Source organism: Pseudomonas sp. Z2-11, assembly GCF_054161305.1.
In genome coordinates this window covers 1,604,081-1,629,493 of sequence record NZ_CP096395.1, presented here as the reverse complement: position 1 = coordinate 1,629,493, position 25,413 = coordinate 1,604,081, and the positions used below count along the sequence as shown (strand labels likewise).

General features: G+C 61.2%; 29 protein-coding genes. 17 read left to right on the top strand and 12 right to left on the bottom strand.

The features are described 5' to 3' along the window. The first annotated feature begins 107 nt into the window (after window positions 1-107). From M1E16_RS07315 to M1E16_RS07300, 4 genes are all read left to right on the top strand, one after another. Window positions 108-1,007 (top strand): urea transporter, encoded by a 900-nt coding sequence (locus M1E16_RS07315; protein WP_458129541.1) that lies wholly within the window; start codon window positions 108-110, stop codon window positions 1,005-1,007. Window positions 1,008-1,028: 21 nt separating this feature from the next. Continuing rightward, the gene (locus tag M1E16_RS07310; RefSeq protein ID WP_434625300.1) at window positions 1,029-1,853 is read left to right on the top strand and encodes an ion transporter; all 825 of its coding nucleotides are present in this window, start codon (window positions 1,029-1,031) and stop codon (window positions 1,851-1,853) included. 93 nt (window positions 1,854-1,946) lie between these two features. Further along, on the top strand, window positions 1,947-2,945 hold the full coding sequence (locus tag M1E16_RS07305; protein ID WP_434569423.1) for a sulfate ABC transporter substrate-binding protein: 999 nt from the start codon (window positions 1,947-1,949) through the stop codon (window positions 2,943-2,945). Window positions 2,946-3,198: 253 nt separating this feature from the next. Then, window positions 3,199-4,398 carry an MFS transporter gene (locus tag M1E16_RS07300; RefSeq protein ID WP_434625304.1) on the top strand — a complete coding sequence of 400 codons (1,200 nt, stop codon included), beginning with the start codon at window positions 3,199-3,201 and terminating at the stop codon, window positions 4,396-4,398. Window positions 4,399-4,458: 60 nt separating this feature from the next. Here M1E16_RS07300 and M1E16_RS07295 read toward each other — a convergent pair whose 3' ends face one another. The 4 genes from M1E16_RS07295 to M1E16_RS07280 all read right to left on the bottom strand — a co-directional run bounded on the left by M1E16_RS07295 (window position 4,459) and on the right by M1E16_RS07280 (window position 7,777). Next, a complete protein-coding gene (locus M1E16_RS07295) occupies window positions 4,459-4,650 on the bottom strand; it encodes a PLDc N-terminal domain-containing protein (RefSeq protein ID WP_053149901.1) in 192 nt (63 codons plus the stop codon). Between the two features lie 70 nt (window positions 4,651-4,720). Next, window positions 4,721-5,251, bottom strand: a complete 531-nt coding sequence (locus M1E16_RS07290) for a hypothetical protein (RefSeq protein WP_434653282.1) — start codon at window positions 5,249-5,251, stop codon at window positions 4,721-4,723. Between the two features lie 90 nt (window positions 5,252-5,341). Then, complete coding sequence (locus M1E16_RS07285) at window positions 5,342-5,860, bottom strand: ankyrin repeat domain-containing protein (RefSeq protein WP_434569426.1); 519 nt, start codon at window positions 5,858-5,860, stop codon at window positions 5,342-5,344. Window positions 5,861-5,953: 93 nt separating this feature from the next. Continuing rightward, a complete protein-coding gene (locus M1E16_RS07280) occupies window positions 5,954-7,777 on the bottom strand; it encodes a long-chain-acyl-CoA synthetase (protein WP_458129540.1) in 1,824 nt (607 codons plus the stop codon). 355 nt (window positions 7,778-8,132) lie between these two features. Here M1E16_RS07280 and M1E16_RS07275 point away from each other — a divergent pair, with 355 nt between their 5' ends. Further along, window positions 8,133-8,411 carry a DUF3509 domain-containing protein gene (locus M1E16_RS07275; protein WP_186637286.1) on the top strand — a complete coding sequence of 93 codons (279 nt, stop codon included), beginning with the start codon at window positions 8,133-8,135 and terminating at the stop codon, window positions 8,409-8,411. A gap of 86 nt (window positions 8,412-8,497) precedes the next feature. Here M1E16_RS07275 and mtnC read toward each other — a convergent pair whose 3' ends face one another. From mtnC to aroC, 5 genes are read right to left on the bottom strand one after another with little or no spacing between them, the layout of a single operon-like run. Continuing rightward, entirely contained in the window at window positions 8,498-9,181 is a 684-nt protein-coding gene (mtnC, locus tag M1E16_RS07270) for an acireductone synthase (protein ID WP_434625309.1), read from the bottom strand. A 4-nt stretch (window positions 9,182-9,185) separates the two neighbouring features. Further along, complete coding sequence (locus M1E16_RS07265; RefSeq protein WP_305496132.1) at window positions 9,186-9,731, bottom strand: 1,2-dihydroxy-3-keto-5-methylthiopentene dioxygenase; 546 nt, start codon at window positions 9,729-9,731, stop codon at window positions 9,186-9,188. A gap of 18 nt (window positions 9,732-9,749) precedes the next feature. Then, complete coding sequence (locus M1E16_RS07260) at window positions 9,750-10,370, bottom strand: methylthioribulose 1-phosphate dehydratase (protein ID WP_434569429.1); 621 nt, start codon at window positions 10,368-10,370, stop codon at window positions 9,750-9,752. After that, the gene (locus M1E16_RS07255; protein WP_458129539.1) at window positions 10,367-11,512 is read right to left on the bottom strand and encodes an MFS transporter; all 1,146 of its coding nucleotides are present in this window, start codon (window positions 11,510-11,512) and stop codon (window positions 10,367-10,369) included. The genes M1E16_RS07260 and M1E16_RS07255 overlap by 4 nt, the downstream gene beginning before the upstream one ends. Before the next feature lie 34 nt (window positions 11,513-11,546). After that, a complete protein-coding gene (aroC, locus tag M1E16_RS07250; protein ID WP_434653288.1) occupies window positions 11,547-12,638 on the bottom strand; it encodes a chorismate synthase in 1,092 nt (363 codons plus the stop codon). Window positions 12,639-12,767: 129 nt separating this feature from the next. Between aroC and M1E16_RS07245 the strand changes: the two genes are divergently transcribed. Both M1E16_RS07245 and M1E16_RS07240 read left to right on the top strand, forming a co-directional pair. After that, window positions 12,768-13,733 carry an alpha/beta hydrolase gene (locus tag M1E16_RS07245; RefSeq protein WP_458129538.1) on the top strand — a complete coding sequence of 322 codons (966 nt, stop codon included), beginning with the start codon at window positions 12,768-12,770 and terminating at the stop codon, window positions 13,731-13,733. A 118-nt stretch (window positions 13,734-13,851) separates the two neighbouring features. Continuing rightward, on the top strand, window positions 13,852-14,640 hold the full coding sequence (locus M1E16_RS07240) for a hypothetical protein (protein ID WP_434569433.1): 789 nt from the start codon (window positions 13,852-13,854) through the stop codon (window positions 14,638-14,640). A 168-nt stretch (window positions 14,641-14,808) separates the two neighbouring features. On the opposite strand, the gene prmB is transcribed toward M1E16_RS07240, so the two are convergent. Beyond that, entirely contained in the window at window positions 14,809-15,717 is a 909-nt protein-coding gene (gene prmB / locus M1E16_RS07235) for a 50S ribosomal protein L3 N(5)-glutamine methyltransferase (RefSeq protein ID WP_458129537.1), read from the bottom strand. Between the two features lie 253 nt (window positions 15,718-15,970). Here prmB and M1E16_RS07230 point away from each other — a divergent pair, with 253 nt between their 5' ends. From M1E16_RS07230 to M1E16_RS07210, 5 genes are all read left to right on the top strand, one after another. Continuing rightward, entirely contained in the window at window positions 15,971-16,561 is a 591-nt protein-coding gene (locus M1E16_RS07230) for a cysteine hydrolase family protein (RefSeq protein ID WP_434625321.1), read from the top strand. 129 nt (window positions 16,562-16,690) lie between these two features. Beyond that, on the top strand, window positions 16,691-17,011 hold the full coding sequence (locus tag M1E16_RS07225) for a hypothetical protein (protein ID WP_305496140.1): 321 nt from the start codon (window positions 16,691-16,693) through the stop codon (window positions 17,009-17,011). A gap of 74 nt (window positions 17,012-17,085) precedes the next feature. Continuing rightward, the gene (locus M1E16_RS07220; protein WP_434603147.1) at window positions 17,086-17,643 is read left to right on the top strand and encodes a Smr/MutS family protein; all 558 of its coding nucleotides are present in this window, start codon (window positions 17,086-17,088) and stop codon (window positions 17,641-17,643) included. 77 nt (window positions 17,644-17,720) lie between these two features. Beyond that, entirely contained in the window at window positions 17,721-18,266 is a 546-nt protein-coding gene (gene folE, locus M1E16_RS07215) for a GTP cyclohydrolase I FolE (protein ID WP_305496142.1), read from the top strand. A gap of 103 nt (window positions 18,267-18,369) precedes the next feature. Beyond that, window positions 18,370-18,741: a glutathione S-transferase N-terminal domain-containing protein gene (locus tag M1E16_RS07210; protein ID WP_458129536.1), complete on the top strand. Its 372-nt coding sequence runs from the start codon at window positions 18,370-18,372 to the stop codon at window positions 18,739-18,741. A gap of 142 nt (window positions 18,742-18,883) precedes the next feature. Here M1E16_RS07210 and M1E16_RS07205 read toward each other — a convergent pair whose 3' ends face one another. After that, window positions 18,884-20,050, bottom strand: a complete 1,167-nt coding sequence (locus M1E16_RS07205; RefSeq protein WP_458129535.1) for an aminotransferase-like domain-containing protein — start codon at window positions 20,048-20,050, stop codon at window positions 18,884-18,886. 81 nt (window positions 20,051-20,131) lie between these two features. On the opposite strand from M1E16_RS07205, the gene M1E16_RS07200 reads away from it, so the two are divergent. The 3 genes from M1E16_RS07200 to M1E16_RS07190 all read left to right on the top strand — a co-directional run bounded on the left by M1E16_RS07200 (window position 20,132) and on the right by M1E16_RS07190 (window position 22,947). Beyond that, window positions 20,132-20,569 (top strand): MarR family winged helix-turn-helix transcriptional regulator, encoded by a 438-nt coding sequence (locus M1E16_RS07200; protein ID WP_458129534.1) that lies wholly within the window; start codon window positions 20,132-20,134, stop codon window positions 20,567-20,569. 337 nt (window positions 20,570-20,906) lie between these two features. Then, window positions 20,907-22,256 (top strand): NCS2 family permease, encoded by a 1,350-nt coding sequence (locus M1E16_RS07195; protein WP_305496146.1) that lies wholly within the window; start codon window positions 20,907-20,909, stop codon window positions 22,254-22,256. A gap of 64 nt (window positions 22,257-22,320) precedes the next feature. After that, window positions 22,321-22,947, top strand: a complete 627-nt coding sequence (locus M1E16_RS07190; RefSeq protein WP_434603144.1) for a LysE family translocator — start codon at window positions 22,321-22,323, stop codon at window positions 22,945-22,947. A 197-nt stretch (window positions 22,948-23,144) separates the two neighbouring features. Here M1E16_RS07190 and uraH read toward each other — a convergent pair whose 3' ends face one another. Beyond that, on the bottom strand, window positions 23,145-23,498 hold the full coding sequence (uraH, locus tag M1E16_RS07185; RefSeq protein ID WP_458129533.1) for a hydroxyisourate hydrolase: 354 nt from the start codon (window positions 23,496-23,498) through the stop codon (window positions 23,145-23,147). Window positions 23,499-23,909: 411 nt separating this feature from the next. On the opposite strand from uraH, the gene puuE reads away from it, so the two are divergent. Then, entirely contained in the window at window positions 23,910-24,836 is a 927-nt protein-coding gene (gene puuE, locus M1E16_RS07180; protein WP_434625345.1) for an allantoinase PuuE, read from the top strand. After that, the gene (gene uraD / locus M1E16_RS07175; protein WP_434625347.1) at window positions 24,833-25,348 is read left to right on the top strand and encodes a 2-oxo-4-hydroxy-4-carboxy-5-ureidoimidazoline decarboxylase; all 516 of its coding nucleotides are present in this window, start codon (window positions 24,833-24,835) and stop codon (window positions 25,346-25,348) included. Before puuE ends, uraD begins: the two co-directional genes overlap by 4 nt. The last annotated feature ends 65 nt before the right edge of the window (window positions 25,349-25,413 follow it).

Genomic DNA, 25,413 nt, shown 5'->3' with positions numbered 1-25,413 from the left:
TCGCGAGCAGGCTCGCTCCCACAGGGTTTTGTGATCGCCGCAAATCCAGTGTGGGAGCGAGCCTGCTCGCGATGAAGTCGACCCGATCCCTCTGACACACACCAACCATGCCCAACACCCACAGCCCAGACTGGGCCACCGCCCTGCTCAACGGCTTCAGCCAGATTTTCCTCCAGCGCCATCCCCTGTGCGGCCTGTTCTGCCTCCTGGCGATTCTGCTCACCGCGCCAGCGTTGTTCGGCGGCGCGCTACTGGGCGGCGTGGCCGGATTGCTGACGGCCCAGCGACGTGGTTATGCCAAGGAGGATCGGCAGGCCGGGCTGTTCAGCTATAACGGCATCCTGCTGGGTTTGCTGCTGAGCCTGGCATTGCCTTGGTCAGCCCTGTTGCCGCCATTGATCATCGCCGCTGGCGGCCTCAGCGCAATGCTGACCCAGCAGTGGCTCAAGCGCACCCGAGGCCCACGCTGCCTGCCCGCCTACACCGCGCCTTTTGTCGGGCTCGGCTGGTTGCTGCTGGGTCTCGCCCCGCCTGCGCCCTTGCCCGCTGCACTGGAGCAGACACTCCCCAACCTGTTGCTTGCCCCGCTGAACGGCCTGGGCCAGGTCATGTTTCTCGACCAGCCCCTGGCTGGTGTGCTGATCACCATCGGCCTGCTGATCGCCAACCGTCGCGCCGTCGGCTGGGCGCTGTTCGGTTCCGTCGCAGGCTTTGCCTTTGCCTGGCTGCACGATTGCCCGCACGCCTTGTCCGGCCTGGGCGGCTACAACCCGGCGTTAGCGGCCCTGGCCCTGGGCCAACACGCACGCGGGCCATGGCAGCCGCTGGCGGGCGTGCTGCTGGCGGTCCTTCTCGCACCGGGTTTCGCGGCGCTGGGCGTGGCGCCGCTGACGGCGCCTTTCATTCTCGCGTGCTGGCTGGTGCATGCCACCGCGCGGCTTTGGCACCCAGCCTGTCTCGACATCGCGCCTTGCGCTCTGCGGGGCAATCACCCTAGGCTGCGCTGATCATTGGTTCAGGCGAAGGTTATGGACAGCAACAACAACTGGCGTGAACGCCTCTACGTGATCATTTTCCAGACCGACACGGTGGCCGGCCGGCGCTTCGACAGCACGCTGCTGTTGATCATCCTCGCGAGCCTGGTGATCGTGATGCTCGACAGCATCGACAGCGTGCACAAGAACTACGCGGCCCTGCTGGCCTACATCGAGTGGGGTTTCACGTTGATTTTCATCGTTGAATACGGCCTGCGCCTGTACTGCTCGCCCAAGCCGCTGCGCTATGCGTTCAGCTTTTATGGCCTGGTGGATCTGCTGGCGATCGTGCCGGGCATCCTCGCGTTGTACTACAGCGATGCCCAGTACCTGCTGATCGTACGGATCATCCGCATGCTGAGGATTTTCCGCGTTCTCAAGCTCAGCCCCTACCTCAAGCAGGCCAACTATCTATTGGCCGCACTGCGCGGCAGCAAGCAGAAAATCATCGTGTTCCTGGTCAGCGTGTCGACCCTGGTGACGGTGTTTGGCACCCTGATGTATGTCATCGAAGGCCCGGAGCATGGTTTCACCAGCATTCCCAAGGGCATCTATTGGGCTATCGTGACATTGACCACCGTAGGCTTCGGCGACATCGTGCCGAAAACGCCGCTGGGCCAAGTGGTTTCGTCCCTGGTGATGATTACCGGCTACTCGATCATCGCCGTGCCGACGGGTATCTTCACTGCGGAACTGGCCACCGCCATGCGCGGTGACCAGCTCAAGCACAATTGCCCGGTGTGCAGCAAAAACAACCACGACCATGGCGCTGCGTTCTGTTCTCGTTGCGGTAACGCACTGTTTAAAAAATTGGAATAAGCAAAGCACTTTTTAATTCTTGATGACCTATAAGCTAATCGCTAGGGTGCTGGCTTATCGCCCGCATCCCTTGCCAATAAAAAGGACCTCGCAGTGAAGAATTTCTTTGGCGCATCCCTCCTCGCCGCCGGCCTGGCGTTCGGCAGCCTGGCCCACGCCGCCCCGACTCTGCTCAACGTTTCCTACGACGTGATGCGGGATTTCTATAAGGACTACAACGCCGCGTTCCAGAAACACTGGCAGGCCGAGCACAACGAAAGCATCACCGTGCAGATGTCCTTTGGCGGTTCGAGCAAGCAGGCGCGCTCGGTAATCGATGGGCTGCCAGCGGATGTCATCACCATGAACATGGCGACTGACATCAATGCCTTGGCCGACAACGGCAAGCTGGTTCCGGATAACTGGGTCACCCGCCTGCCGAACAACAGCGCGCCGTTCACCTCGGCCACCGTGTTTATCGTGCGCAAGGGCAATCCGAAAGCGCTGAAGGACTGGCCGGACCTGCTCAAGGACGGCGTGCAAGTGATCGTGCCCAACCCGAAAACCTCGGGCAACGGCCGCTATACCTACCTTTCGGCCTGGGGCTATGTGCTGAAGAATGGCGGCGATGAGAACAAGGCCAAGGATTTCGTCGGCAAGCTGTTCAAGCAGGCCCCTGTGCTGGACACCGGCGGTCGTGCCGCGACGACTACGTTCATGACCAACCAGATCGGCGATGTGCTGGTGACCTTTGAGAACGAAGCGGAAATGATCGCCCGTGAATTCGGTCGCGACCAGTTCGAAGTGGTCTACCCAAGCGTCTCCGCCGAAGCCGAACCACCGGTCAGCGTTGTGGATAAAGTCGTCGAGAAGAAAGGCTCGCGCGCCGCCGCCGAGGAGTACCTCAAATACCTGTGGTCGCCCGAAGGCCAGGAAATTGCCGCCGCCAACTACCTCCGTCCTCGCGACCCGGCGGTGCTGGCCAAATACACCGACCGTTTCCCGAAAGTGGATTTCCTCTCGGTGGAAAAAACCTTCGGCGACTGGCGCACCGTGCAGAAGACCCACTTCAACGACGGCGGGATTTTTGACCAGATCTATAGCGGGCAGTAAGGCAATAGTGAGCTGAACGCGGTCCTGTGGCGAGGGAGCTTGCTCCCGCTGGGCTGCGTAGCAGCCCCATTCAGGCGGTTGCCGAGCAACCGAGCGGGAGCAAGCTCCCTCGCCACAAGAGCACTTTCACATTCCCTCTGGCGCGTTCTACCATCAACCGCAGGCATGACTGCTATCAACCCCAAGCCCTGTTCCAGAGCCCTGCAAGTCTTTAGCCTCTCGCCATCCCTTTCAATCGATCGATGAGATTGCCATGAGTGCTCATTCACCCGCCTCGCCCGCTGCCCTGACCCGGGGCATGGTCTTGCTGTTTGCCTTCTGCTGCGGCGCCATCGTTGCCAATATCTACTACGCCCAACCCATCATCGAACTGATCGCGCCCGACGTCGGCCTGTCCAGCACCATGGCCAGCCTGATCGTCTCGCTGACCCAGATCGGCTACGCCCTGGGCCTGTTTTTCCTGGTGCCGCTGGGGGATTTGCTGGAAAACCGGCGCTTGATGATTCTCACCACCGTGGTGGCAATCGCCAGCCTGCTGGGCGCGGCGTTTACCGAGCAGCCGAACGTGTTCCTGCTGGTGTCATTGCTGGTGGGGTTCAGTTCCGTCTCGGTACAAGTGCTGATTCCGCTGGCGGCGCACCTGGCGCCGGAAGAATCCCGGGGGCGGGTCGTGGGCGGGATCATGGGCGGGCTGCTGTTGGGGATCCTGCTGGCGCGGCCGGTGTCCAGCCTTGTCGCCGATCACCTTGGCTGGCGGGCGATGTTCATGATCGCCGCCGCGTTGATGGCGGCAATCAGCATCGTCCTGGCATTCACCGTGCCCAAGCGCCAGCCCGAGCACCGCGCCTCCTACGCGCAACTGCTGGGCTCGCTCGGCACCCTGTTACGCCAGCAGCCGCAGTTGCGCCAGCGGGCTTTGTACCAGGCGTGCATGTTTGCCACGTTCAGCCTGTTCTGGACCGCCGTCCCCCTGGAGCTGTCGCGCAACCATGGCCTGTCCCAGACTGAAATTGCGCTGTTTGCGCTGGTCGGCGCCATCGGTGCCGTCGCCGCGCCGATTGCCGGCCGCCTGGCGGACGCCGGCCACACCCGAATTGCTTCGCTGCTGGCCATGCTGTTCGCCAGCCTGAGTTTCCTGCCGGCATTCATCCATCCCGCTTATAGCGTGATCGGCCTCGCGGTGACCGGCGTGGTCCTGGATTTCTGCGTGCAGATGAACATGGTCCTGGGCCAGCGCACCATCTACGCCCTTGACGCAAAAAGCCGCAGCCGCCTGAACGCGCTGTACATGACCAGCATCTTTGTTGGCGGCGCTTTCGGTTCGTCCATCGCCAGCGCCGTCTACGAGCATGGCGGCTGGCTGTGGGTAGTGATCATCGGTAGCGCCTTCCCGTTGCTGGCCCTGTTGCGTTTCCTGAGTGCTTCGCAGAAGGCTTCGCTGGCGACGGCCTGATACCGTCGAGCAAAAAAAACCCGACAGGCCAGGACCTGTCGGGCTTTTTTCATGGAGCGGTCAGACCCGCACGTTGCCCCGCGGCCCGGCAATCGCCCAGATGATCAGGCCCAACACCGGCAGCAGGAGAATCAGCAGCACCCACAGGACTTTCGCCCCGGTGCCCGCGCCACTCTTGAGCACATTGATGATCGCCCAGATATCGAGCGCCAGGATGATCAGGCCAATCAGGCCGTTGAAAGTGGAACCCATGGTGTCGCTCCCGAATGGTGGTATGCACACTTAGGATAGCGGGGTCCGGGCAAGGGTTCCGTTTATTGTTTCAGACGTGAACCGCGATCTTGAGCGCTTCCAGGGCGGGGGCCGTGGCGATGCCGACTTCGCCACACAGTTCCAGCACACGCGGCACGTCGTTGCCGTACACCAGCACCATCTGCAATTCATCGTCGAGCAACTGGCTGAAGTTCATCAGCACGTAGCCGCCGCTCTCCTTGTTCAGGCTGCTCATCTGGATCTGGATACGATTGAGCGCGGTCAGCGCCTCGGTCTTCGCCAGTTGCTTGGGCTTGAGGTTGAACGCGACGCCAGGGCCGAACGAGGCGACGATCTGCTCGAACAGGTCGACGTAGGAGTCGGCCTGGAACAGCACGGTGTCCGGCAGACTGCCTACCACCACCCACTCCCCCAGCGGGATCGGGAAGCTGTCGTCATAGTTGATGTCCGGGTTCGCCGCCAGGAACGTCACCGGGTCGGCGTAGGCCTGGGCCGCTTCGTCGGCGATTTTCTCGATGTCCGCCTCGCCCAGGCAGCCGGAGCTGATTTTGCTGATGAGTTCGACGAGTGCGGCTTTCATGGGGCGGATCCTGTGGCTGAATTTTCTGGCGCGCAGGATAGCGCATCACCCCAGGTCAAGTCAGGAACCCTGTGGCCAGGGAGCCAGGCTTCAGCCCAACAACTTTTCCAACTGCGCCGTGGTGTCCACCGCGCCCATGGTCCTGGCCGCGTCCAGCGCCGAGACGCCGTTGGCATCCTTGGCCTTCGGGTCGGCGCCTTTGCTGATCAGGTAATCGACTATTTCCACCCGGTTGAACATCGCCGCCATCATCAGCGCCGTGCGGCCATCGAACGAGGAGCCTTCGACTTGCGCGCCGCCATCGACGAGGGCCGAAACCACCGCCAGATCCCCCTTGAACGCCGCACCGGCAATCGGGCTCTGGCCGTTGTCGTTGCGGACTTCCGGATCGGCCTTATTCTCCAGCAGCACTTTTACCGTCTCCACGTGCCCGTGGTACGCGGCCAGCATCAGCAAGGTGTCGCCCTTGTGATTGCGCAGGTTTGGCGGCAGGCCCTTGCTCAACAGCGCGGCCATCATCGCGGCATCGCCCTGACGAGCGACGTTGAATACCTGCTCGGCAAACTCCGCAGCCTCTTCCGGGGTCATCTGGCGGCTTGTATCGGACATGGACAACTTCCTCTGGCTTTTGCAAAGCCGCTAGTTTCCCGAGGGACTCAAAGCCTGTCATCCCTTTTTTCTCTGCAAGAGCCATAGCCACAATCAATAGCGGTACTGCCCACCCTGGATCTGCGTCGCCAGTTGGCGGTCCACCCGCACGTAGGTCGAGGTGTCGGGGAGCCAGGCGTAGATCGGTTCCTCGCCCGTGAGGCAGGGGTCAAAGGCTTCGGCCTTGAGACGGGTTTTCTGATACTTGAACGTGCCGGTCGTTTCCATCTTCACCTTGATCCGCAGGAACAGCGGCACCGCGTAGGCCGGCAGCTTGCCTTGCAGAAATTGCAGCAGCTCGCTGAAATCCAGGGTCGCCAGGGACTCGGCCGGGGTGATCGCGGCCATCCCGGCGCGGCCGTTGGTGCCGGTGATCTCCACGCCGTAGGCCACCGCCTCGGCGATCTGTGGATGTTGCAGGAGCACGTTTTCGACTTCGGTGGTGGAGACGTTTTCGCCTTTCCAGCGATAGGTGTCGCCGAGGCGATCAACGAACTGCCCGTGGCCGAAGCCGATATTGCGCAGCAGGTCGCCGGTGTTGAAATAACAATCGCCTGGGACGAAGACGTCCCGGCAGACGGTTTTTTCGGTCTTGGCCGGATCGGTGTAGCCATCCAGCGGCGCCTTGTCGTCGATGCGCGCCAGCAGCAGGCCCGGCTCGCCTTTTGGGACTTTCTGCATGCGCCCTTGCAGGTTGCGCAAGGGCGCACCGCTGTCATGGTCGTACTGCACCAGTTCCCAACCCATCAGGGAAAACCCGACCGTGTTATCGAAGTTCAGGATGTTGGTGAAGCCGATATTGCCGTCGCTGGCCGCATACAGTTCACAGATATGGCCAATCCCGAAGCGGGTCTTGAAGGCCAGCCAGGCGCCCGGGCGCAAGCCGTTGCCGATCATCTTCCGGACCTCATGCCGCCGGTCGTCGGCGCTGGCGGGCTGCTCGATCAGGTAGCGACACAGTTCGCCGACATAACCCAACGTGGTCGCCCGGTAGCGACGCACGTCGCTCCAGAACTGGCTGGCGCTGAACTTGCGGCGGATGGCGAACCCCGAGGCACCGCAAACTGCCGCGCCCCAGCACACACACAGGCCGGTGGCGTGATACAGCGGCAGCGTGCAATAAACGACGTCATCGGGCTGCATGTCCAGGGCGATCAGGCCAAAACTGGTGGAGGTGCGCATCCAGCGTCCATGGCGGAATACGCCGGCCTTGGGTAACCCGGTGGTGCCCGAGGTGTAGAGATAAAAACAGGGGTCGTTGAAAAACACCTGCCTGCCAAGCGGATTATCGCCTGGGTAATCCTCGCTGCCGACCATCAGGTCGACGAATCCGCACGGAACCGCGCCACTATCCTGGTCGGCAACCCACCAGGTCCGCGCATCCGCCAGCGCCGTTCGGCCGCGCACGTCGTTGAAGACAGCGACCCGTTCATCCCCGACCACCACCGCCACCGGCGCGACCAGCGCCAGGCTGTGCACCAGGGCGTCTCCGGTTTGCGATGTATTGATCATCGCGCTCACCGCCCCGACCTTCGCCACCGCCAACACCGTAATCAGCAACTGCGGGCGGTTTTCCAGAACAATCGCCACGCAGTCGCCCTTGCCAATACCTTGCGCCAGCAAGTAATGGGCAATGCGATTGGCCTGTTCATTGACCTGTGCATAAGACAGCACCGTGTCGCCGCAGAGCAGCGCCGGGCCGAGGGGATTGCGTTGCGTGGCCTGTTCGAAACACCAACCAAGGCCGCAAGGCTGGGTGGGGTCCTGGACGTTGGCGAGTTTCAGGCCTTTGATGATTCGCGGAACAACTCTGGCGATGACGGGCAGTTTGCGCAGCATCATGCCCCAGGTAATAGCGTCGCTGGGTGTACGACTCATGGACGATCCTTCCCCGTTCGACCTTGTGGGCCGCGGTTCTTGTTATGGGTTGGGCGAATCTGGAGGGAAATTACGCCAGCGATTCCGGTGCTGTACATGCGGTTTTTGCAATGTTTTGTATCCGCTGCGGGGAACAGGCGAAGCGGGAGCGCCAGGATGCGGTTTGGTTCCAAAAATAATCGAGCATCCCCGCAAAATGCAGGATGCACGATGGCCGTTCATGCAAGATGCACGAATGCAAAAAACCCTGAAAAGATTAACCTATTGTTTTTAAAGATATTTTTTATAATTCCAATGCTGGCATAGACACTGCAACTACCCCTCCACGGTTTGCCATACCATGGAGCAGTCAACTATGAACATGATTCAAGAGAAGTTTGCATCGCTGTTTTCCAACTACGAAGTCACCACGCAGCCTCGCCCGGACGGCGGCATTCTGCTGACCTTGCGCAACAGCGATGGCAAACTGTTCAAGCGTACGATTTCCTACGCTCAGTTGCATGCCGGGGATCAACTCTCCTGGGCGATCAGTGCCATTCGCCGCGATCTGGCTGAACAGGCCAGCGAACTGCCACCGGTCGCCATGCTGCAGAGCCAGCACCGTTTCGCGCTGCCGACCTATCACAGCGCCTGACAGCAACCAGCTTCAAGCTCTGAACAAAGACAGGCCATGGAACCCAGCGGTTCCATGGCCTGATTTTTTCAGCAGCGAGAAGGCGTTCAGAAGCGCGAAGGTTCGATCTGCGCGAAGCTTTCAACCGTCGTGTGGCCGGCCAGATCACCGCCCTCGCGGGCCAATCCACAGGTTGCCATTCCGGCATTCCTGGCCGCGTCCAGTTCCTCGACGATATCCGACAGAAACAGGATTTCCTGCGGCGCGATCCCCATCGCCTCGCTGATTCGCCGATACGACTGCGCGTCCCGCTTGGCTCCCGACGTGGTGTCGAAATAACCGCTGAACAACGGCGACAGGTCGCCAGCCTCGGAACAGCCAAAAATCAGCTTCTGTGCCTGGATCGACCCTGAGGAATAGACAAACAACCGGTAACCTTGCTGATGCCAGGCTTCGAGCGCCTGCGCCGCGTCAGGATAAACGTGCCCTTTCAACTGGCCGGCCGTGTATCCCTGCTCCCAGACCATACCCTGCAAGGCCTTGAGAGGCGTGGCCTTGCGGTCTTCGGCAATCCAGCCCAGCAGGATCGCGATGACCCGTTCGACGTCCGCGTCCGGCTCGGCACTGTCGCGGCGCACGGCGTCCAGTTGCTCCGCGACGTCGGCGCGCCCGGCGTTGTGCCGGACAAAATCCGGCAGGTGTCGGGCGGCATAGGGAAACAGCACGTCGAATACAAAACTGACCGCGCTGGTAGTGCCTTCAATGTCGGTGAGAATGGCCTTGATTGTCACGGGCTCAGTCCTCCAGGCGCGGGAAACGGCTGGCGATTTCATCACCGGTGAACTTGGCGACCCAGCCTTCCGGGTTATTGAACAGCCGAATGGCGACGAAATGTGGGTGTTCGCCCATGTCGAACCAGTGCGGCGTACCGGCGGGCACCGAGATCAGATCGTTCTTTTCGCACAGTACCGCATAGACGTAGTCGTCGATGTGCAAGGTGAACAGGCCACGACCGGCGACAAAAAAGCGGACTTCGTCCTCGCCGTGACGGTGCTCATCCAGAAACTTGGCGCGCAGTTCGGCTTTTTGCGGGTGGTCGCTGTTGAGGCTGATGACATCCACCGTGACATAGCCGCGCTCGGTCATGAGCTTGTCGATCTGGGTCCGGTAGGCACCAATCACTTCCTCTTGGCTGGCGCCGGGCTGGATCTTCGTCGCGGCTTCCCAACGATCGAAGCGCACGCCTTTTTCGGCGAGGGTCGCGGCGATGTCTTCGAAATGGGTCAGGACCTTGTTCGGAATCTCGGGACTTGAAACGTGATAGACGGACAGGCTGCTCATGGTCATGGCTCCAGCAATTTAACGGTTCAGGACTGTGCGAGTCTTGAGCTCGCATTCAAACAGGAACTCGAACGCCTCGATTTGCCGCAGCGCATCGTTCATGCCCGGCCCCCAGGTGTACAGGCCGTGCCCACGGATCAGATAACCGACGCAATCGGGGTGCGCGTCGAGCCAGGGCTGAACCTTGGCGGCGAGGCGCGCGATGTCCTGGTCGTTGTCGAAAATCGGCACGCGAACCTGGGACTCATGGGTCGTGACTCCGCTGAAGGCCTTTTGCAGCTCGTAGTCCTCGAAGTCGATGAAGGCTGCGCCGGTCAAGCGCGAGAGCACCGTGGCATTCACCGAATGGGTGTGCAGCACCGCGCCGATCTGCGGCCGCCAGCGATACAGCTGCGTGTGCAACAGGGTTTCGGCAGACGGTTTCTTGCCCGGCTCCAGGCTGTTGCCATCCAGGTCAGTGGCGAGCACATCGTCGACGCCCAGTTGCCCTTTGTGTTTGCCGGAAACGGTGAGCAGGGCCTGGTCGGAAGACAACCGGGTCGAATAATTGCTGCTGGTGGCCGGGGACCAGCCGCGACCATACAGAAAACGCCCGGCGTCGATGATTTCCCGGGTGAGTTGTTCACGGGTAAGGCTCATGGCCTGTCCTCTTGCATGCGTGTGGCAATGATAACGGCTGCAGCGAAGGCTGCGAGACTGGCGATGTTGAAAGTCCAACCGGCGCCCAGGGCATTCCAGCTGTAGCCGGAATACAACGCACCCAGGGCACCGCCGGTTCCGGCCAGCGCGGCGTATAGCGCCTGCCCCTGACCTTGCTGGCGGGAGCCGAAGCTACGTTGCACGAAATGGATGGCAGCGGCGTGAAAGCTGCCAAAGGTCGCTGCGTGCAGGACCTGGGCAAGCAACAGCACCCAGAGAAACTCCGCCAACGACCCCAGTAGCAACCAGCGCAGCGCCGCCAACAGGAAGCTGGCCATCAACACCCGGCGCACGGAAAACCGCGCCAGGATCCGGCTCATCAGCAGGAAAACCAGCACTTCCGCGACCACGCCGACGGCCCAGAGCACGCCGATCAATCCGCGGCTGTAGCCCAGGCGTTCCAGGTGCAACGTCAGGAAGGTGTAATACGGCCCATGGCTCAGTTGCATCAGGCCGACGCAGGCATAAAACGCCAGCACCCCCGGATTGCGCAACTGCCGCAGGAAACCGTCCCCGGCCACCCGCGGCCCCTGAACGGGCTGGGCGTTGGGCACCCAGAAACTGCTGAGCACGATGCCACCCATGATCAACGCCAGCGCCACGGGATAGATGTCCAGGCTCAACCATTCGAACAACCGACCGAGCGCGACCACGGTGATGATGAAGCCGATGGAGCCCCACAGGCGGATCTGGCTGTAGCGCGCCGCCTGCCCGCTCAAGTGGGCCAGGGTGATGACCTCGAATTGCGGCAGCACCGCGTGCCAGAAGAACGCATGCAGCGCCATGACCATCGCCAGCCAGGCGTAGCTTTTGTCGATGAAGATCAGCGAGAAACTGAGCAGCGTACAGATCGCGCCAAACCGCACGATTGCCAGGCGCCGGCCGGTGTAGTCACCCAGCCAGCCCCAGAGGTTCGGCGCGACGCAACGCATCAGCATGGGAATCGCCACCAGCTCGCCGATGCGCGCGGCGTTGAACCCGAGGTGATCGAAATACAGCGCCAGGAACGGCGCGGTCGAACCGAGCAGCGCAAAGTAAAACAGATAGAAGCTGGAAAGCCGCCAGTACGGCACTGCCGCCATGGTGGTCAGGCCACGGCGGTCGGCAGGCCAGCCATCAAAGCTGACCCAACACCGGCGTGCCGACCCGAACGTCGGCGTTCTGTCCGCGATGACGCAACAGGTGATCCATCAGCACGATCGCCATCATCGCCTCGGCAATCGGCGTTGCGCGAATGCCCACGCAAGGGTCGTGGCGGCCCTTGGTGATGACATCCACCGGGTTGCCGTGGATGTCGATCGAGCGTCCCGGCGTGGTGATGCTGGACGTCGGCTTCAACGCCAGGTGAGCGACAATCGGCTGGCCCGAAGAGATGCCGCCAAGGATGCCGCCGGCGTTGTTGCTCAGAAATCCCTGGGGAGTCAACTCGTCGCGGTGTTCGGTGCCACGCTGGGCGACACAGGCGAAACCGGCGCCGATCTCCACGCCCTTGACTGCGTTGATGCTCATCAGCGCGTGCGCCAGTTCGGCGTCGAGACGGTCGAAGATCGGCTCGCCCAGGCCAGGCATCACGCCTTCGGCGACCACGGTGATTTTCGCGCCGACCGAATCCTGGTCCCGGCGCAGCTGGTCCATGTAGGCTTCAAGCTCGGGGACTTTGTCCGGGTCGGGGCTGAAGAAGGCGTTCTGCTCCACCGAATCCCAGGTCTTGAACGGGATTTCGATCGGGCCCAGCTGGCTCATGTAGCCACGGATGACGATGCCCTGGCTGGCCAGGTACTTCTTGGCGATTGCCCCGGCCGCTACGCGCATGGCGGTTTCCCGGGCCGAACTGCGACCGCCGCCACGGTAGTCGCGCTCGCCGTATTTGTGATGGTAGGTGTAGTCGGCGTGGGCCGGGCGGAACAGGTCCTTGATGGCCGAGTAGTCCTTGGACTTCTGGTCGGTGTTGCGAATCAGCAGGCCGATGGCGCAACCGGTGGTGCGACCTTCGAACACACCGGAGAGGATTTCGACTTCATCGGCTTCCTGGCGCTGGGTGGTGTGGCGGCTGGTGCCGGGCTTGCGGCGATCAAGGTCACGCTGCAGGTCCTCCAGGGAAATCTCCAGGCCCGGCGGGCAGCCATCGACAATGGCGACCAACGCCGGGCCATGGCTTTCGCCCGCGGTGGTGACGGTGAACAGCTTGCCGTAGGTATTGCCGGACATGCAGGGTGCTCCGTGGAATCGCTGAAAAATCGAGATGGGCGCCAGTATACGCAGGCTCCCCGAGTAGTTCATCCTCGAACCTTATCGGTGCGCGCCAGTCCAACCGGCACCTTCGCAACTAATGGCGTCATGATGTTAAAACTGTTTGCCTTGAGTCTTGCCCTCTTGACAGGCCTGGTCAGCGGCCTGGCCCAGGCCACCGTCCTGCAACGCCCCATCAGCCTCGACACCGGCAACGGTGAACTTTTCGGCTCGCTGCTGCTGCCCAAGTCCGACACGCCGGTGCCCGTTGTCCTGATCATTTCCGGCTCAGGTCCTACGGATCGTGACGGAAACAACCCCGAGGGCGGGCGCAACGACAGCCTCAAGCGCCTGGCCTGGGTACTCGCCAGGCACAACATCGCCAGCGTGCGCTACGACAAGCGCGGCGTGGCCGCCAGCCTCGCCGCCACGCCGGACGAGCGCAACCTCAGCGTCGAGGCCTACGTCGCCGATGCCGTGGCCTGGGGCCACAAGCTCGCCGCCGATCCGCGACTGGGCCCGTTGATCCTGCTGGGCCACAGCGAAGGCGCGCTGATCGCCAGCCTCGCCGCGCCCCAGGCCAACGCTGTGGCAGTGATTTCGGTGTCCGGCAGTGCACGGCCGATCGACCAGGTGCTACGGCAACAACTGAGCAGCCGCTTGCCACCGGCGCTGATGTTGCGCAGCAACGAGCTACTCGACAGCCTCAAGGCCGGGCGCCCCGACGCGGACGTTCCTGCGCAGCTGCAGGTGATTTTCCGTCCCAGTGTGCAGCCTTACCTGATCTCGTTGTTCCGCCAGGACCCGGCCCAAGCCTTCGCGGCATTGAAGATGCCGGCGCTGATCATCCAGGGCAGCCATGACATCCAGGTCAGCGTCGAGGATGCCAGGCAGCTGAAAGCCGCCAAGCCTGACGCACAATTGGCCCTGATCGAGGGCATGAACCATGTGATGCGCATTGTGCCCAACGACGTGAAGCGGCAACTGGCGTCCTATAAAGACCCCAATCTGCCCCTGGCGGCTGAATTGGGTGTGCAGATCCTGCGCTTTATCGGCTCGATCGGTTCCCGTTGAGCGGACTTGATCGCCATACCGGCCAATTGCCCTCCAGTCCTGGCGAAAACGGCCGATAAACCGACGTCGGGCAGCGCAATGGCTGTCGACAAGCCGGCCTGGACAGGATTTTGCCGTTATGACTGAGACTCAAACTTCTCCCGACACCGTCGCCGAACCGGCCGCCGCGCCTGCGGTGGAGCAGCCTTGGGCGGATGTGCAGGCTGAGCAGCATAAAATGCTCCGGCTGGCCCCGCTCAAGACCGATCGCGCCACCGGTGTGCGGCCCTTGCGCTTTGTCGAGTTCAGCTACGCCGAGCGTCACAGCAAGGAGCGCAGTTTGCTGCGCATGAGCATCAAGTTGCCGGGCCAACGGGTGCGCAAGGAACAGAACCATCTGGACGTCTGGGCCGACCACGTCGAGAAACGTCTGTCTTTCTCCCCTGACAACTTGCAAGTCGAGCCTTTGAATCGTGGGCTCGGACGCTTTCTCGCCGCTCAGGGCATCACCTGGGCGAAGAAGCGCTGGTCGAGCTATCGGGTGGACGGCAGCGACCTGAACAACAAGGACGCGCTGAACGAAGACACGCGCCTGCGCCGCGATCACTTCCTCAAGGCCCACGGCTTCGAGGTGGTCTACGCCGACGCCCAGCATCTCAAGGGCAGCGTCAAGGCCGCCCAGGTTGGCGACCTGGTGGGCGACTGGAACACCGAGAAGCTGCAGTTCGTCGAGATTCTCGAAGCCGCGCAGATGCTGCAACAAGCCGAGCAGAACCTGGCGGAGCAGGAAGTCAAACTCAAGAAGCAGGAAGAGAAGGTCAACAAGTTCAAGCGCGAAGACACCGGCTTGCGCTTTACCATCACTTGCCTGGTGGCGTTTGCGATGTTCCAGGCGGGATTGCTGATCTGGATTGCGACGCGGCATTGAATCCAAGCTCGCGCCCACAGGGACTGCGGCGACCGTGGCGAGGGAGCTTGCTCCCGCTCGGCTGCGCAGCAGTCGTAAACCTGGCGACTCCTATCTCAAACCTTTGAAGCGGGGGCTGCTGCGCAGCCCAGCGGGAGCAAGCTCCCTCGCCACAAAGGCAGCCCAGCGTCAAACCCTTGAGGCAAACAACGCCTGGTGCTCACGGCACTGTTCGGCGCTGAGCATGAACACGCCATGCCCGCCGCGTTCGAAGTCCAGCCAGGCGAAGTCGACCTCCGGGTACAGCGCCTCGACATGCACCTGGCTGTTGCCCACCTCGACGATCAACAGGCCCTTCTCGGTCAGATGGTCGGCCGCCTCGGCCAGCATCCGGCGAACCAGGTTCAAGCCGTCATCGCCACAGGCCAGGCCCAACTCAGGTTCGTGCTGGTATTCCTGGGGCATGTCGGCGAAATCCTCCGCGTCGACGTAAGGCGGGTTCGACACGATCAGGTCGAAACGTTGCCCCGGCAAGCCATCGAAACCATCGCCCTGGACTGTGAACGCCCGCTCATCGACGCCATGGCGCTCGATATTCTGATTGGCCACCTCCAGCGCTTCGAACGACAGGTCGGCCAGCACCACTTCGGCCTCCGGGAATTCATAGGCACAGGCGATCCCGATGCAGCCGGAACCGGTGCACAGGTCGAGGATCCGCGCAGGCTCCTGGCCCAGCCAGGGCTCGAAGCGTTTTTCAATCAGCTCGCCGATGGGCGAACGCGGGATGAGCACGCGTTCGTCGACGATGAAGGACATTCCGCAGAACCACGCTTCACCGAGCAGGTAGGCAGTCGGAATGCGCTCGGCAATACGTCGGCGCAGCAGGCGCTGTACATGCACCAGCTCTTCGTCTTCGAGACGGCAATCCAGATAGCTGTCGGCAATTTCCCAAGGCAAATGCAGCGCGCCCAACACCAGTTGGCGAGCCTCATCCCAGGCATTGTCGGTGCCATGGCCAAAGAACAGATCCTCGCCATGGAAACGGCTGACGGCCCAACGAATATGGTCGCGCAGGGTACGAAGGCGGGAAGTGATCACAGCGGCAAACTCCAGAGAAATCGACGGGCGAGTCTACCAGCCAAACCCGCACTCTCCCAAACACCCCCCGCGAGAAACGAAAAACTCCGATCCAGCCGTAGGATCTTTCCATTTTTTGCACCGCCCGTTGAATAAGATGCCGATCTTGACAAGGCTGTAGGCCAGCAACGACGGCCCTTGCGATGGAAGCGATTCACAGAACCGCTCAGCCGGAGGAGAATGTCGCAAAAGCCCCACTCGAAGGAGCCCCAGAATGTCCGTTCCAAAAACGATGTTTCAACTCAGCGGCCGCGGTTATGCAGCGGCCAACCTGAGTCAAGCGACGCTGATCATCATCGATGCCCAGAAAGAGTATCTCGCCGGCCCCCTGGCCCTCAGCGGCATGGATGCGGCGGTCGCGAACATCAAGCAACTGCTCGGCGCAGCCCGCACCGCCGGCCGGCCGATCGTGCATGTACGCCACCTCGGTACCCACGGCGGGCTGTTCGATCCACAGGGCGAACGGGGGGAATTCATTCCAGGCCTTGAGCCGCGGGACGACGAAACCATTATCGAAAAGCTCTTGCCGAGTGCTTTCCACGGCACCGAACTGAAGAAGCGCCTGGAAGATTTCGGCCCACTGGATCTGATCGTCTGCGGTTTCATGAGCCATTCCAGCGTCAGCACCACCGTGCGCGCCGCCAAGAACCTGGGCTTTCGCTGCACCCTGGTCGAAGACGCCTGCGCCACTCGTGATCTGCCGCACAAGGGCGGCGTGCTGAGCGCCGAACACGTACACCAGACTGAAATGGCGATCATGGCGGACAACTTCGCCACCCTGGCCATGACCCGCGACTTCATCTGACAGCGCTGATGAGCGGCTGGTTGCGCCGCTCATCCGCAAAAACGTCTCATTTGCTGCAATTGTCCCGGCTTCAGGAACAACCCGAACATCTTCCGGTCGAAGGGCCGATACCCATTGAGGAAGGTCGGAATGAAGTTATCCGATGGTTTTGACGCACGTCGCTTGCGGCCCAAGGGCCCGAGCAACTGGCGATTTCGTATCGGCGCGGGGATCGCGGCGCTGCTGGCAACGCTCGGTGTGCTGCTGGCGATGGCCGGCGCCGCCAGCCTGCTCGGCCGTCCGCCCGCGCTGGGCGAGTTGAACGCCACCCCGCTCGGCTCGGCGATCATCCTGGCAATCGGTCTGTTGGTTCTGCTGTTGGGCATCTGGCTCTGGCGCCGTTGCCGCCGCCGCGCCCGCCAATCCCTGGAGCTGGCCATGGCTCCCCATCTGATGAAAAAACACGACTGATCCGCCATCCGACGTTTTGTCGCGCCCTATCCCAGCGGAGTTGGGTAAACTGGCCGGCCTTCGCGGAGGCTGACATGCAAGACGACGACTTTTCCCTGTTCAAAAGTGCGATCCAGGGCGTAAAACCGATCAAACACGATCGCGCCGAAACCGGCAAGCCAAAGGCCGATCGGGCGCAGATCGCCAAGTTGCGCCAGGCCGCCACCGTGCGCACCGATGCAACAACCGTGGATGGCCTGTCCGATCAGTTCGTCATCGACGTCGGTCCTGAAGACGAGTTGATGTGGGCGCGCGACGGGGTCCAGGAAAGCCAGATGCGCAAGCTGAAGGTCGGTCAGATCCCCTTCGAAGGCAGCCTCGACCTGCACGGCATGACTGTCGAAAAGGCCCGGGAAACCCTCTGGGCCTTCCTCGCCGAAGCCACCCGATTCGAAATCCGCTGCGTGCGCGTGACCCACGGCAAGGCGGTGCGGCTGGACGGCAAGCGACCGATGATCAAGAGCCACGTCAACACCTGGCTGCGCCAGCACCCGCAAGTGCTCGGCTTCACCTCCTGCCAGGCCAGGCACGGCGGCGCCGGGGCGGTCTACGTGATGCTCAAGCGCACCATGATGGAAGGTCGCGACGAGTAACCCTCGATTGCCGAGCTTGCAGCGCCGTGTCCGCCACCGTACCCTTGCCCTTTGCGTAAAATCCCACAGGTAGTTTCATGTCTCTGGAACAGAATTACACCGCGATTCTCGGCCAACTCGGCGAGGACGTTTCCCGCGAGGGCCTGCTCGACACGCCCAAGCGCGCTGCCAAGGCCATGCAGTACCTTTGCCGCGGTTATGAACAGACCCTGGAAGAAGTCACCAACGGTGCCTTGTTCAGCTCCGACAACAGCGAAATGGTGCTGGTCAAGGACATCGAGTTGTACTCGCTGTGCGAGCACCACCTGTTGCCTTTCATCGGCAAGGCCCATGTGGCCTACATCCCGAGTGGCAAGGTGCTGGGCCTGTCGAAAGTCGCGCGTATCGTCGACATGTATGCGCGTCGCCTGCAGATCCAGGAAAACCTCAGCCGCCAGATCGCCGATGCGGTCCAGCAGGTGACGGGGGCCATGGGCGTGGCGGTGGTGATCGAGGCCAAGCACATGTGCATGATGATGCGCGGTGTGGAAAAACAGAATTCTTCGATGATCACTTCGGTGATGCTCGGTGAATTCCGTGAAAACGCGGCGACCCGCATGGAATTCCTCAGCCTGATCAAGTAACGCGATGCATCAAGAAAACCGGCATTGATCGCCGGTTTTTTTTCGCCTGGCAAAAATCAGGTAAGCTGCGCGCCCTCTTCTTCCCTGCTTCGAGGCTTGCACCGTGATCGTCAAAGCGCTTCGAGTTGGTCTGGGCCAGCTCATCATCTTCATCGATTTCATCACTCGCCCCGGCAAGAAAAAGCGCTCGGCCGAGGCCCAGGCGCAAGTCGACCAGGCGGCCCGCAGCCTGACGCTTTATCAGTTCCATGCCTGCCCGTTCTGCGTGAAGACCCGCCGCGCCCTGCACCGCCTCAACGTGCCCGTGGCCCTGCGCGATGCGAAAAACAACGAGCAGGATCGCCAGACGCTGCTGGAACAGGGCGGCCGGATCAAGGTGCCTTGCCTGCGCATCGAAGAGAATGGCGAGACCACCTGGATGTATGAGTCCAAGGTGATCATTGATTATCTGGACAAGCGGTTTTCGGCGGTCTGAGATTTTTGCCGGGGTTGATGGTCCTTTCGCGAGCAGGCTCGCTCCCACAGGAGGCCGGTGTTGATTACAAGTTTGCAATCACCCAGAGATCCGTGTGGGAGCGAGCCTGCTCGCGAAGAGGCCGTTCGATCCAACCCAAGCCTCAAGCCGCCTCGGCAGCCAAAGCCCCCCGCACCACCCCCGCCAGTCGCCTGAGCCCTTCATCCAGCCGCGCCGGATCGATATGACTGAAATTCAACCGCAAGTGCCCGGGATGCTTGTCCGGTTCGGGAAAAAACGGCTCTCCCGGCATGAACGCCACGTCCTCCGCCAGGGCTGCGGCAAGCAAGGTCCGGGTATCCAGCGGTTGCTTGAGGGTCAGCCAGAAAAACAGCCCGCCCTGGGGCACGTTCCAGTCGGCAATGTCGGCGAAATGTTTTTGCAGCGCGGTCTGGAACCTGTCGCGGCGGTCCCGGTAGAAAGCCCTCAAATCACTCAAATGGCTGCGGTACTGCTCGGTGCCGATCCATTGCAACGCCTGCCACTGGCCGATGCGATTGGTGTGCAGGTCCGCTGACTGCTTGAGCCGTAGCAGATGCGGGAACAGGTCCGGGCTGGCAATCAGGTAACCCACACGCAACCCAGGCAGCAGCGTCTTCGACACCGTGCCGGTGTAGATCCAGCTGGCCGTTTTCAAACGGCCGGCAATTGGCGTGGCGCTGCCACCATCGAAGGTCAGTTCGCGATAGGGCTCGTCTTCCACCAGCGTCACGCCGAATTCGTCCAGCAGTGCCGCGACCGCATCGCGCTTGGCCTCGCTGTAGCGTACCGCCGAAGGGTTCTGGAACGTTGGGATCAGGTAGATGAACGCCGGTCGATGCTGCTGCAGCCGGGCCCGCAACTGCTCAAGGTCCGGGCCATCCGCTTCAAGGGGCACGGTGATGCAATTGGCGCCGAACAACTGGAAAATCTGTAAAGCAGCAAGGTAGGTCGGCGCTTCGAGCAGGATCTCGGTGCCGACGTCAATGTGCAGCTTTGCCGCCAGATCGAGGGTTTGCTGGGAACCGCTCACGACCAATACCTGACCGGCCTCACAAGCCAGGCCCAACGATCGCGCCTGCGCTGCCAGCGCTTCACGCAAGGCCGGCTCACCTTCGCTCATGCCGTATTGGCCCATGGACAGCGGCATGTCCTCCCACTGCACCTTTGGCAGCATGGCTTCGGCCGGCAGGCCGCCGGCAAACGACATCACCTCCGGGCGCTGCGCCGCGGCGAGAATTTCCCGGATCAAAGAACTTTTGAGGCGCGAGACACGTTCGGAAAAAGCCATGGGGTCACCTGTAGCGAGGCGTCGGAAAAATGAGTCAAACTGTTTGACCGAAATTACCGCGCCGCCTCTGGAAACGTCAACATGCTTGACCTTAAAAATCCGACCGCCCAACAAATGGCCATGGAAGCGTTCTTCTTCGGTTACCAGGCGTTCACCGCCAAAGCCGATGAAATGCTTGAGCGCCGGGGCTTGAGCCGCGTGCATCAGCGCATCGTTTTTTTCATCGCCCGTTATCCATCATTGAGTGTGAAGGAGCTGCTGGCGCTGCTTGGCGTGAGCAAACAGGCATTGAACATGCCGCTGCGGCAATTGATGGAGATGCATCTGGTGAACAGCGTTGCCTCCGAGACCGACAAGCGCAAGCGGCTGCTGGAACTGACCGCCGAGGGCGCGCGCTTTGAACAGGCGTTACGGCGCGAGCAGGTGAAATTGCTTGAACGGGTGTTTGCCGAGGCGGGTGAAGCGGCGGTGGATGGGTGGCTGGCGGTGAATCTGGGGTTGGGGAAATCCAGCGACTAGGGAACTCGTTTAGCCATGCGCCCCCTTCGCGAGCAGGCTCGCTCCCACAGTGATCTCGTTGAACACGGCATTTGTGTTCGACAAGGCTCCCCATGTGGGAGCGAGCCTGCTCGCGAAGGCGTCTTCAAGAACGATATATCCCTATGTACAGATATTTCGTCAACAAAACAGAAAACATTATTTGCTTTATTTGTATACAAAAGCATAATTCGCTTCGTGCGAGTTCCTGACCAAAAGGTCAACTACTTCGCCAGCCTTACCGCCTCAATGCCTCGCAGCCCTCCTCAGGGAGCACGCGGTGCTGAAATAACAATAAGACTCTTGAGGAGTACTCGCTGTGGAAAGCCGCAAACCCGAAGCCCAGACCTTGGACCTTTCGCCGCCATTACGCAGTGGCTGGCTGGAGCGAATCTTCAAACTCAGCTTGCATGGCACCACGGTGAAGACCGAGCTGATTGCCGGCCTGACGACCTTCATCACCATGGCCTACATCATCTTCGTCAACCCCAACATCATGGCCGACGCGGGCATTGATCACGGCGCTGCATTCGTCGCTACGTGCATTGCCGCCGCCCTGGGTTGCCTGTTGATGGGCCTGTATGCCAATTGGCCGGTAGGCCTGGCGCCGGGCATGGGCCTGAATGCTTTTTTCACCTACACGGTCGTCGGGACCATGGGCTACAACTGGGAAACCGCGCTGGGCGCGGTGTTCGTTTCCGGGGTGTTGTTCATGTTCCTGACCCTGTCGCGGGTGCGTGAGTGGTTGCTCAACAGCATTCCGGTGAGCCTGCGCTACGCCATGGGCGCGGGGGTCGGATTGTTTCTCGGGCTGATCGGCCTGAAGACCGCCGGAATCATCGTCGACAGCCCGGCGACGTTGATCAAGCTGGGTTCCTTGCATGAGCCAGGACCGCTGCTGGCCGCCGTGTGTTTCCTGATGATCGCCGTGCTGAGCTATCACCGCGTGTTCGGCGCGATCCTGATCAGCATCATTGCCGTGACCCTGGCCGGTTGGGGCCTGGGACTGGTGCAATACAACGGCGTGATGTCGACGCCGCCGAGCCTGGCTCCGACCTGGATGGCGATGGACGTCGCCGGCGTGTTCAACGTCAGCATGATCAGTGTGGTGCTGGCCTTCCTGTTCGTGCATATGTTCGACACCGCCGGCACCTTGATGGGCGTCGCCCAGCGCGCCGGCCTGGTAAAGCCCGACGGCAAGATCGAAAACCTGTCCAAGGCCCTCAAGGCCGACAGCGCCTCCAGCGTATTCGGCGCGATGGTCGGTGTTCCGCCGGTGACCAGCTACGTGGAAAGCGCGGCCGGCGTCGCAGCCGGCGGCCGCACGGGGCTTACGGCGGTGACGGTCGGTGTGCTATTTATTGCCGCCATGTTCTTTGCCCCGCTGGCCGGGATGATTCCTGCCTACGCCACGGCCGGCGCCTTGATTTATGTGGCCATGCTGATGATGGGCGGCATGGCCCACATCGAGTGGGACGAAGCGACCGACAGTATTCCAGCCATCGTCACCGCCATCATGATGCCGCTGACCTTCTCGGTCGCCGATGGCATCGCGCTGGGTTTCATCACCTACGTTGTACTGAAGGCCGGCACCGGTAAACACAAGGAAATATCCGTCAGCCTGTGGGTGCTATGCGCGATCTTTATCGCCAAGTTCATCTTCTTGTAGACGGGCCCCGTCTGTATCCGCCTCACCCCGTCGGGTGAGGCTTTTGTGCATCAGGAGCAAAGCAATGAATCTGGAAACCTGGTTGTTGTTCAGTGGCGCCGCCTTGGTGGTGATCCTCATCCCCGGCCCGCTGTCGCTGCTGATGATCAGCAACAGCCTCAACTACGGTCTGCGCCGTTCTTATCCGGCGTTCCTCGGTGGGGTGGTCGCCTCGATCTGCCTGTTGAGCGCCTCAGCGCTGGGGCTCGGGGCGCTATTGCTGGCTTCGGAACAATTGTTCAGCGCCCTGAAAATCGTCGGCGCGCTGTATCTGTTCTACCTCGCCTGGCAGAGCTGGCAGCAATCGCGTCAGCCATCCCAGGGCGCCGAAGTGCCCCAGGCTACCGCCACTCCAAGGTTTCGCGCGCTGTTCGGCCGGGCATTCGTGCTGGGCGCGAGCAACCCGAAAGACATCCTCTTCTTCGCGGCGTTCCTGCCGCAATTCCTGAGCGCCGAACAGCCATTCCTGCCGCAACTGCTGATCATGATCGCCACCTGGACCGTGCTCGACCTGCTGTGCAAGCTGGCCTATGGCCTGGGTGCCCACGGCGCCGCCCGGTATCTGCGTACCGGCAAGGGTCAGAGCTGGTTCAACCGGGTCAGTGCGGGGTTGTTCAGTGGGGCGGGGGCGGCTTCTTTGTTGAGCCGCTGAAAAGCAAAAGCTTCGCGAGCAGGCTCGCTCCTACACTGGATTACTGGTATTCACGAAACCTTGTGGGAGCGAGCGAAGGCGGCCTCTCGAAGGCAAGCTCTTTTTCAAGGCCAAAAAAAGCCCGCAGTGTGAGCGGGCTAAAAACCAAAGAAGCTCTATGCGCAGTCGCTTCCAGGGCAAGGCAGCTGCTTGGGGGCTCAGCTGCCTCGATAGGTTGAATAGGCGTAAGGCGAAATCAGCAGGGGCACATGGTAATGCTCCTGCTCCTGCGAAATACCGAAGCGCAGCACCACCACATCAAGGAACGCCGGCTCGGCCAATTGCACGCCACGGGCGCGGTAGTAGTCGCCGGCGTGGAATTGAATCTGATAGACCCCGCTGCGGTAGTCATTCCCTTGCAGAAGCGGTGCGTCGCAACGGCCATCGCTGTTGGTCAATGCGCTGGCGACCAGCTGCAATTGCGAACCTTCGACGCGGTACAGCTCGATCCTGATCGAGCTGCCCGGACAACCGTGTGCAGCATCCAAAACGTGTGTAGTCAGACGTCCCATTGATTGTGCGTGCCTTGCCGCAAGGCGACCAGGCACGGCGCCTCCTGAGTCAGTTGAAAGACAGGCCGCACCATTCTGAAGCATTAACGCTGCGGCAATTCTCGAATTAAGACAGTTTAAACATAAATTGTACACAATAAAAAATGAATTTTTCTGGTGCACGCCGCCTGACGATGGTTCCGCCCGACTCCCGATCCGCCCCTGCTTCGACAAAGGCTTGTGAAGGGTAAATTGACCAAGTGGGCAGATTTCTTGCAGTGTAGACAAACCGACGGTCGCGGTGAAAAATGCAAAAAACAGGCTTACAAGTCGAGTATAAAGTTGTATACAATCAGCCCATCGTCGTGACGCCAGCCTGTGATCCACCCCCAAGGCGCCACCTACATGGTTCGAAGAAGAAGGAAGACTGCAGTGAGCGCTGACTACCCACGCGACCTGATCGGTTACGGCAGTAACCCTCCCCACCCGCAATGGCCGGGCAATGCCCGAATCGCCCTGTCTTTCGTACTCAACTATGAGGAAGGCGGCGAGCGCAACATCCTGCACGGCGATCGTGAGTCCGAAGCGTTCCTCTCGGAAATGGTTTCGGCGCAACCGTTGCTGGGCGAGCGCAACATGAGCATGGAGTCGCTATACGAGTATGGCAGCCGTGCCGGCGTCTGGCGGATCCTCAAGCTGTTCAAGCAATTCGATATCCCGCTGACTATCTTCGCCGTGGCCATGGCCGCCCAGCGCCATCCGGACGTGATCCGCGCCATGGTCGCCGCCGGCCATGAAATATGCAGCCACGGCTATCGCTGGATCGACTACCAGTACATGGATGAAGCGCAGGAGCGCGAACACATGCTCGAAGCGATCCGCATCCTCACCGAACTTACCGGCGAGCGGCCGTTGGGCTGGTACACCGGCCGCACCGGCCCCAATACCCGGCGATTGGTCATGGAAGAAGGCGGCTTTCTCTATGACAGCGACACCTACGACGACGACCTGCCGTACTGGGAGCCGAACAACCCCACCGGCAAGCCGCACCTGGTAATCCCCTACACGCTCGATACCAATGACATGCGCTTCACCCAGGTGCAGGGTTTCAACAAGGGTGACGATTTTTTCCAGTACCTCAAGGACGCCTTCGACGTACTGTATGCCGAAGGCGCCGAAGCACCGAAGATGTTGTCCATCGGCCTGCATTGCCGCCTGATCGGCCGCCCTGCCCGCCTCGCCTCCCTCAAGCGTTTCCTGGAATACGTCAAGGGCCACGAACAGGTGTGGTTCAGCCGCCGGGTCGACATTGCACGCCACTGGCAGCAGACCCACCCGTATCCGGGAGTTTCGAAATGACTGCCTTCCAGACCCTCAAGCCTTCCAGCCTGAGCCGCGAAGCGTTCGTCAAAGCCTTCGCCGACATCTACGAACATTCGCCATGGGTGGCCGAAAAGGCCTTCGACCTGGGCCAGGATCCCTCGATCGACCAGATCGAAACCCTGCACCAGCGCATGAGCGACATCCTGTTGAGTGCCGACCACGCCAGCCAGCTGGCGCTGATCAACGCTCACCCGGACCTGGCCGGCAAAGCCGCCGTCCAGGGCCAACTGACCGAAGCCAGCACCAACGAACAGGCTGGCGCCGGTATTCACCAATGCACGGCCGAAGAGTTCCAGCGCTTCACCGAGCTGAACGAGGCCTACAAGGCCAAGTTCAAGTTTCCCTTCATCATGGCGGTAAAAGGCAGCAACCGGCACCAGATCCTTGCCGCGTTCGAAACGCGCATTCACCACTCGGCGGATGCCGAATTCAAATGCGCATTGGCAGAGATCAACAAGATCGCGTTGTTCCGATTACTGACCCTTTAGCGAGCAGCACCTCAAGATCAGGTCCTGCAAGCATCCCCAGCCAACTTATCAAAGGCAGACAAGAA

Coding starts and splice junctions, on each gene's coding strand:
- M1E16_RS07315 (WP_458129541.1), top strand. CDS start 108: ATGCCCAACACCCACAGCCCAGACTGGGCCACCGCCCTGCTCAACGGC.
- M1E16_RS07310 (WP_434625300.1), top strand. CDS start 1,029: ATGGACAGCAACAACAACTGGCGTGAACGCCTCTACGTGATCATTTTC.
- M1E16_RS07300 (WP_434625304.1), top strand. CDS start 3,199: ATGAGTGCTCATTCACCCGCCTCGCCCGCTGCCCTGACCCGGGGCATG.
- M1E16_RS07295 (WP_053149901.1), bottom strand. CDS start 4,650: ATGGGTTCCACTTTCAACGGCCTGATTGGCCTGATCATCCTGGCGCTC.
- M1E16_RS07290 (WP_434653282.1), bottom strand. CDS start 5,251: ATGAAAGCCGCACTCGTCGAACTCATCAGCAAAATCAGCTCCGGCTGC.
- M1E16_RS07285 (WP_434569426.1), bottom strand. CDS start 5,860: ATGTCCGATACAAGCCGCCAGATGACCCCGGAAGAGGCTGCGGAGTTT.
- M1E16_RS07280 (WP_458129540.1), bottom strand. CDS start 7,777: ATGAGTCGTACACCCAGCGACGCTATTACCTGGGGCATGATGCTGCGC.
- M1E16_RS07275 (WP_186637286.1), top strand. CDS start 8,133: ATGAACATGATTCAAGAGAAGTTTGCATCGCTGTTTTCCAACTACGAA.
- M1E16_RS07265 (WP_305496132.1), bottom strand. CDS start 9,731: ATGAGCAGCCTGTCCGTCTATCACGTTTCAAGTCCCGAGATTCCGAAC.
- M1E16_RS07260 (WP_434569429.1), bottom strand. CDS start 10,370: ATGAGCCTTACCCGTGAACAACTCACCCGGGAAATCATCGACGCCGGG.
- M1E16_RS07255 (WP_458129539.1), bottom strand. CDS start 11,512: ATGGCGGCAGTGCCGTACTGGCGGCTTTCCAGCTTCTATCTGTTTTAC.
- aroC (WP_434653288.1), bottom strand. CDS start 12,638: ATGTCCGGCAATACCTACGGCAAGCTGTTCACCGTCACCACCGCGGGC.
- M1E16_RS07245 (WP_458129538.1), top strand. CDS start 12,768: ATGATGTTAAAACTGTTTGCCTTGAGTCTTGCCCTCTTGACAGGCCTG.
- M1E16_RS07240 (WP_434569433.1), top strand. CDS start 13,852: ATGACTGAGACTCAAACTTCTCCCGACACCGTCGCCGAACCGGCCGCC.
- M1E16_RS07230 (WP_434625321.1), top strand. CDS start 15,971: ATGTCCGTTCCAAAAACGATGTTTCAACTCAGCGGCCGCGGTTATGCA.
- M1E16_RS07225 (WP_305496140.1), top strand. CDS start 16,691: ATGAAGTTATCCGATGGTTTTGACGCACGTCGCTTGCGGCCCAAGGGC.
- M1E16_RS07220 (WP_434603147.1), top strand. CDS start 17,086: ATGCAAGACGACGACTTTTCCCTGTTCAAAAGTGCGATCCAGGGCGTA.
- folE (WP_305496142.1), top strand. CDS start 17,721: ATGTCTCTGGAACAGAATTACACCGCGATTCTCGGCCAACTCGGCGAG.
- M1E16_RS07205 (WP_458129535.1), bottom strand. CDS start 20,050: ATGGCTTTTTCCGAACGTGTCTCGCGCCTCAAAAGTTCTTTGATCCGG.
- M1E16_RS07200 (WP_458129534.1), top strand. CDS start 20,132: ATGCTTGACCTTAAAAATCCGACCGCCCAACAAATGGCCATGGAAGCG.
- M1E16_RS07190 (WP_434603144.1), top strand. CDS start 22,321: ATGAATCTGGAAACCTGGTTGTTGTTCAGTGGCGCCGCCTTGGTGGTG.
- uraH (WP_458129533.1), bottom strand. CDS start 23,498: ATGGGACGTCTGACTACACACGTTTTGGATGCTGCACACGGTTGTCCG.
- uraD (WP_434625347.1), top strand. CDS start 24,833: ATGACTGCCTTCCAGACCCTCAAGCCTTCCAGCCTGAGCCGCGAAGCG.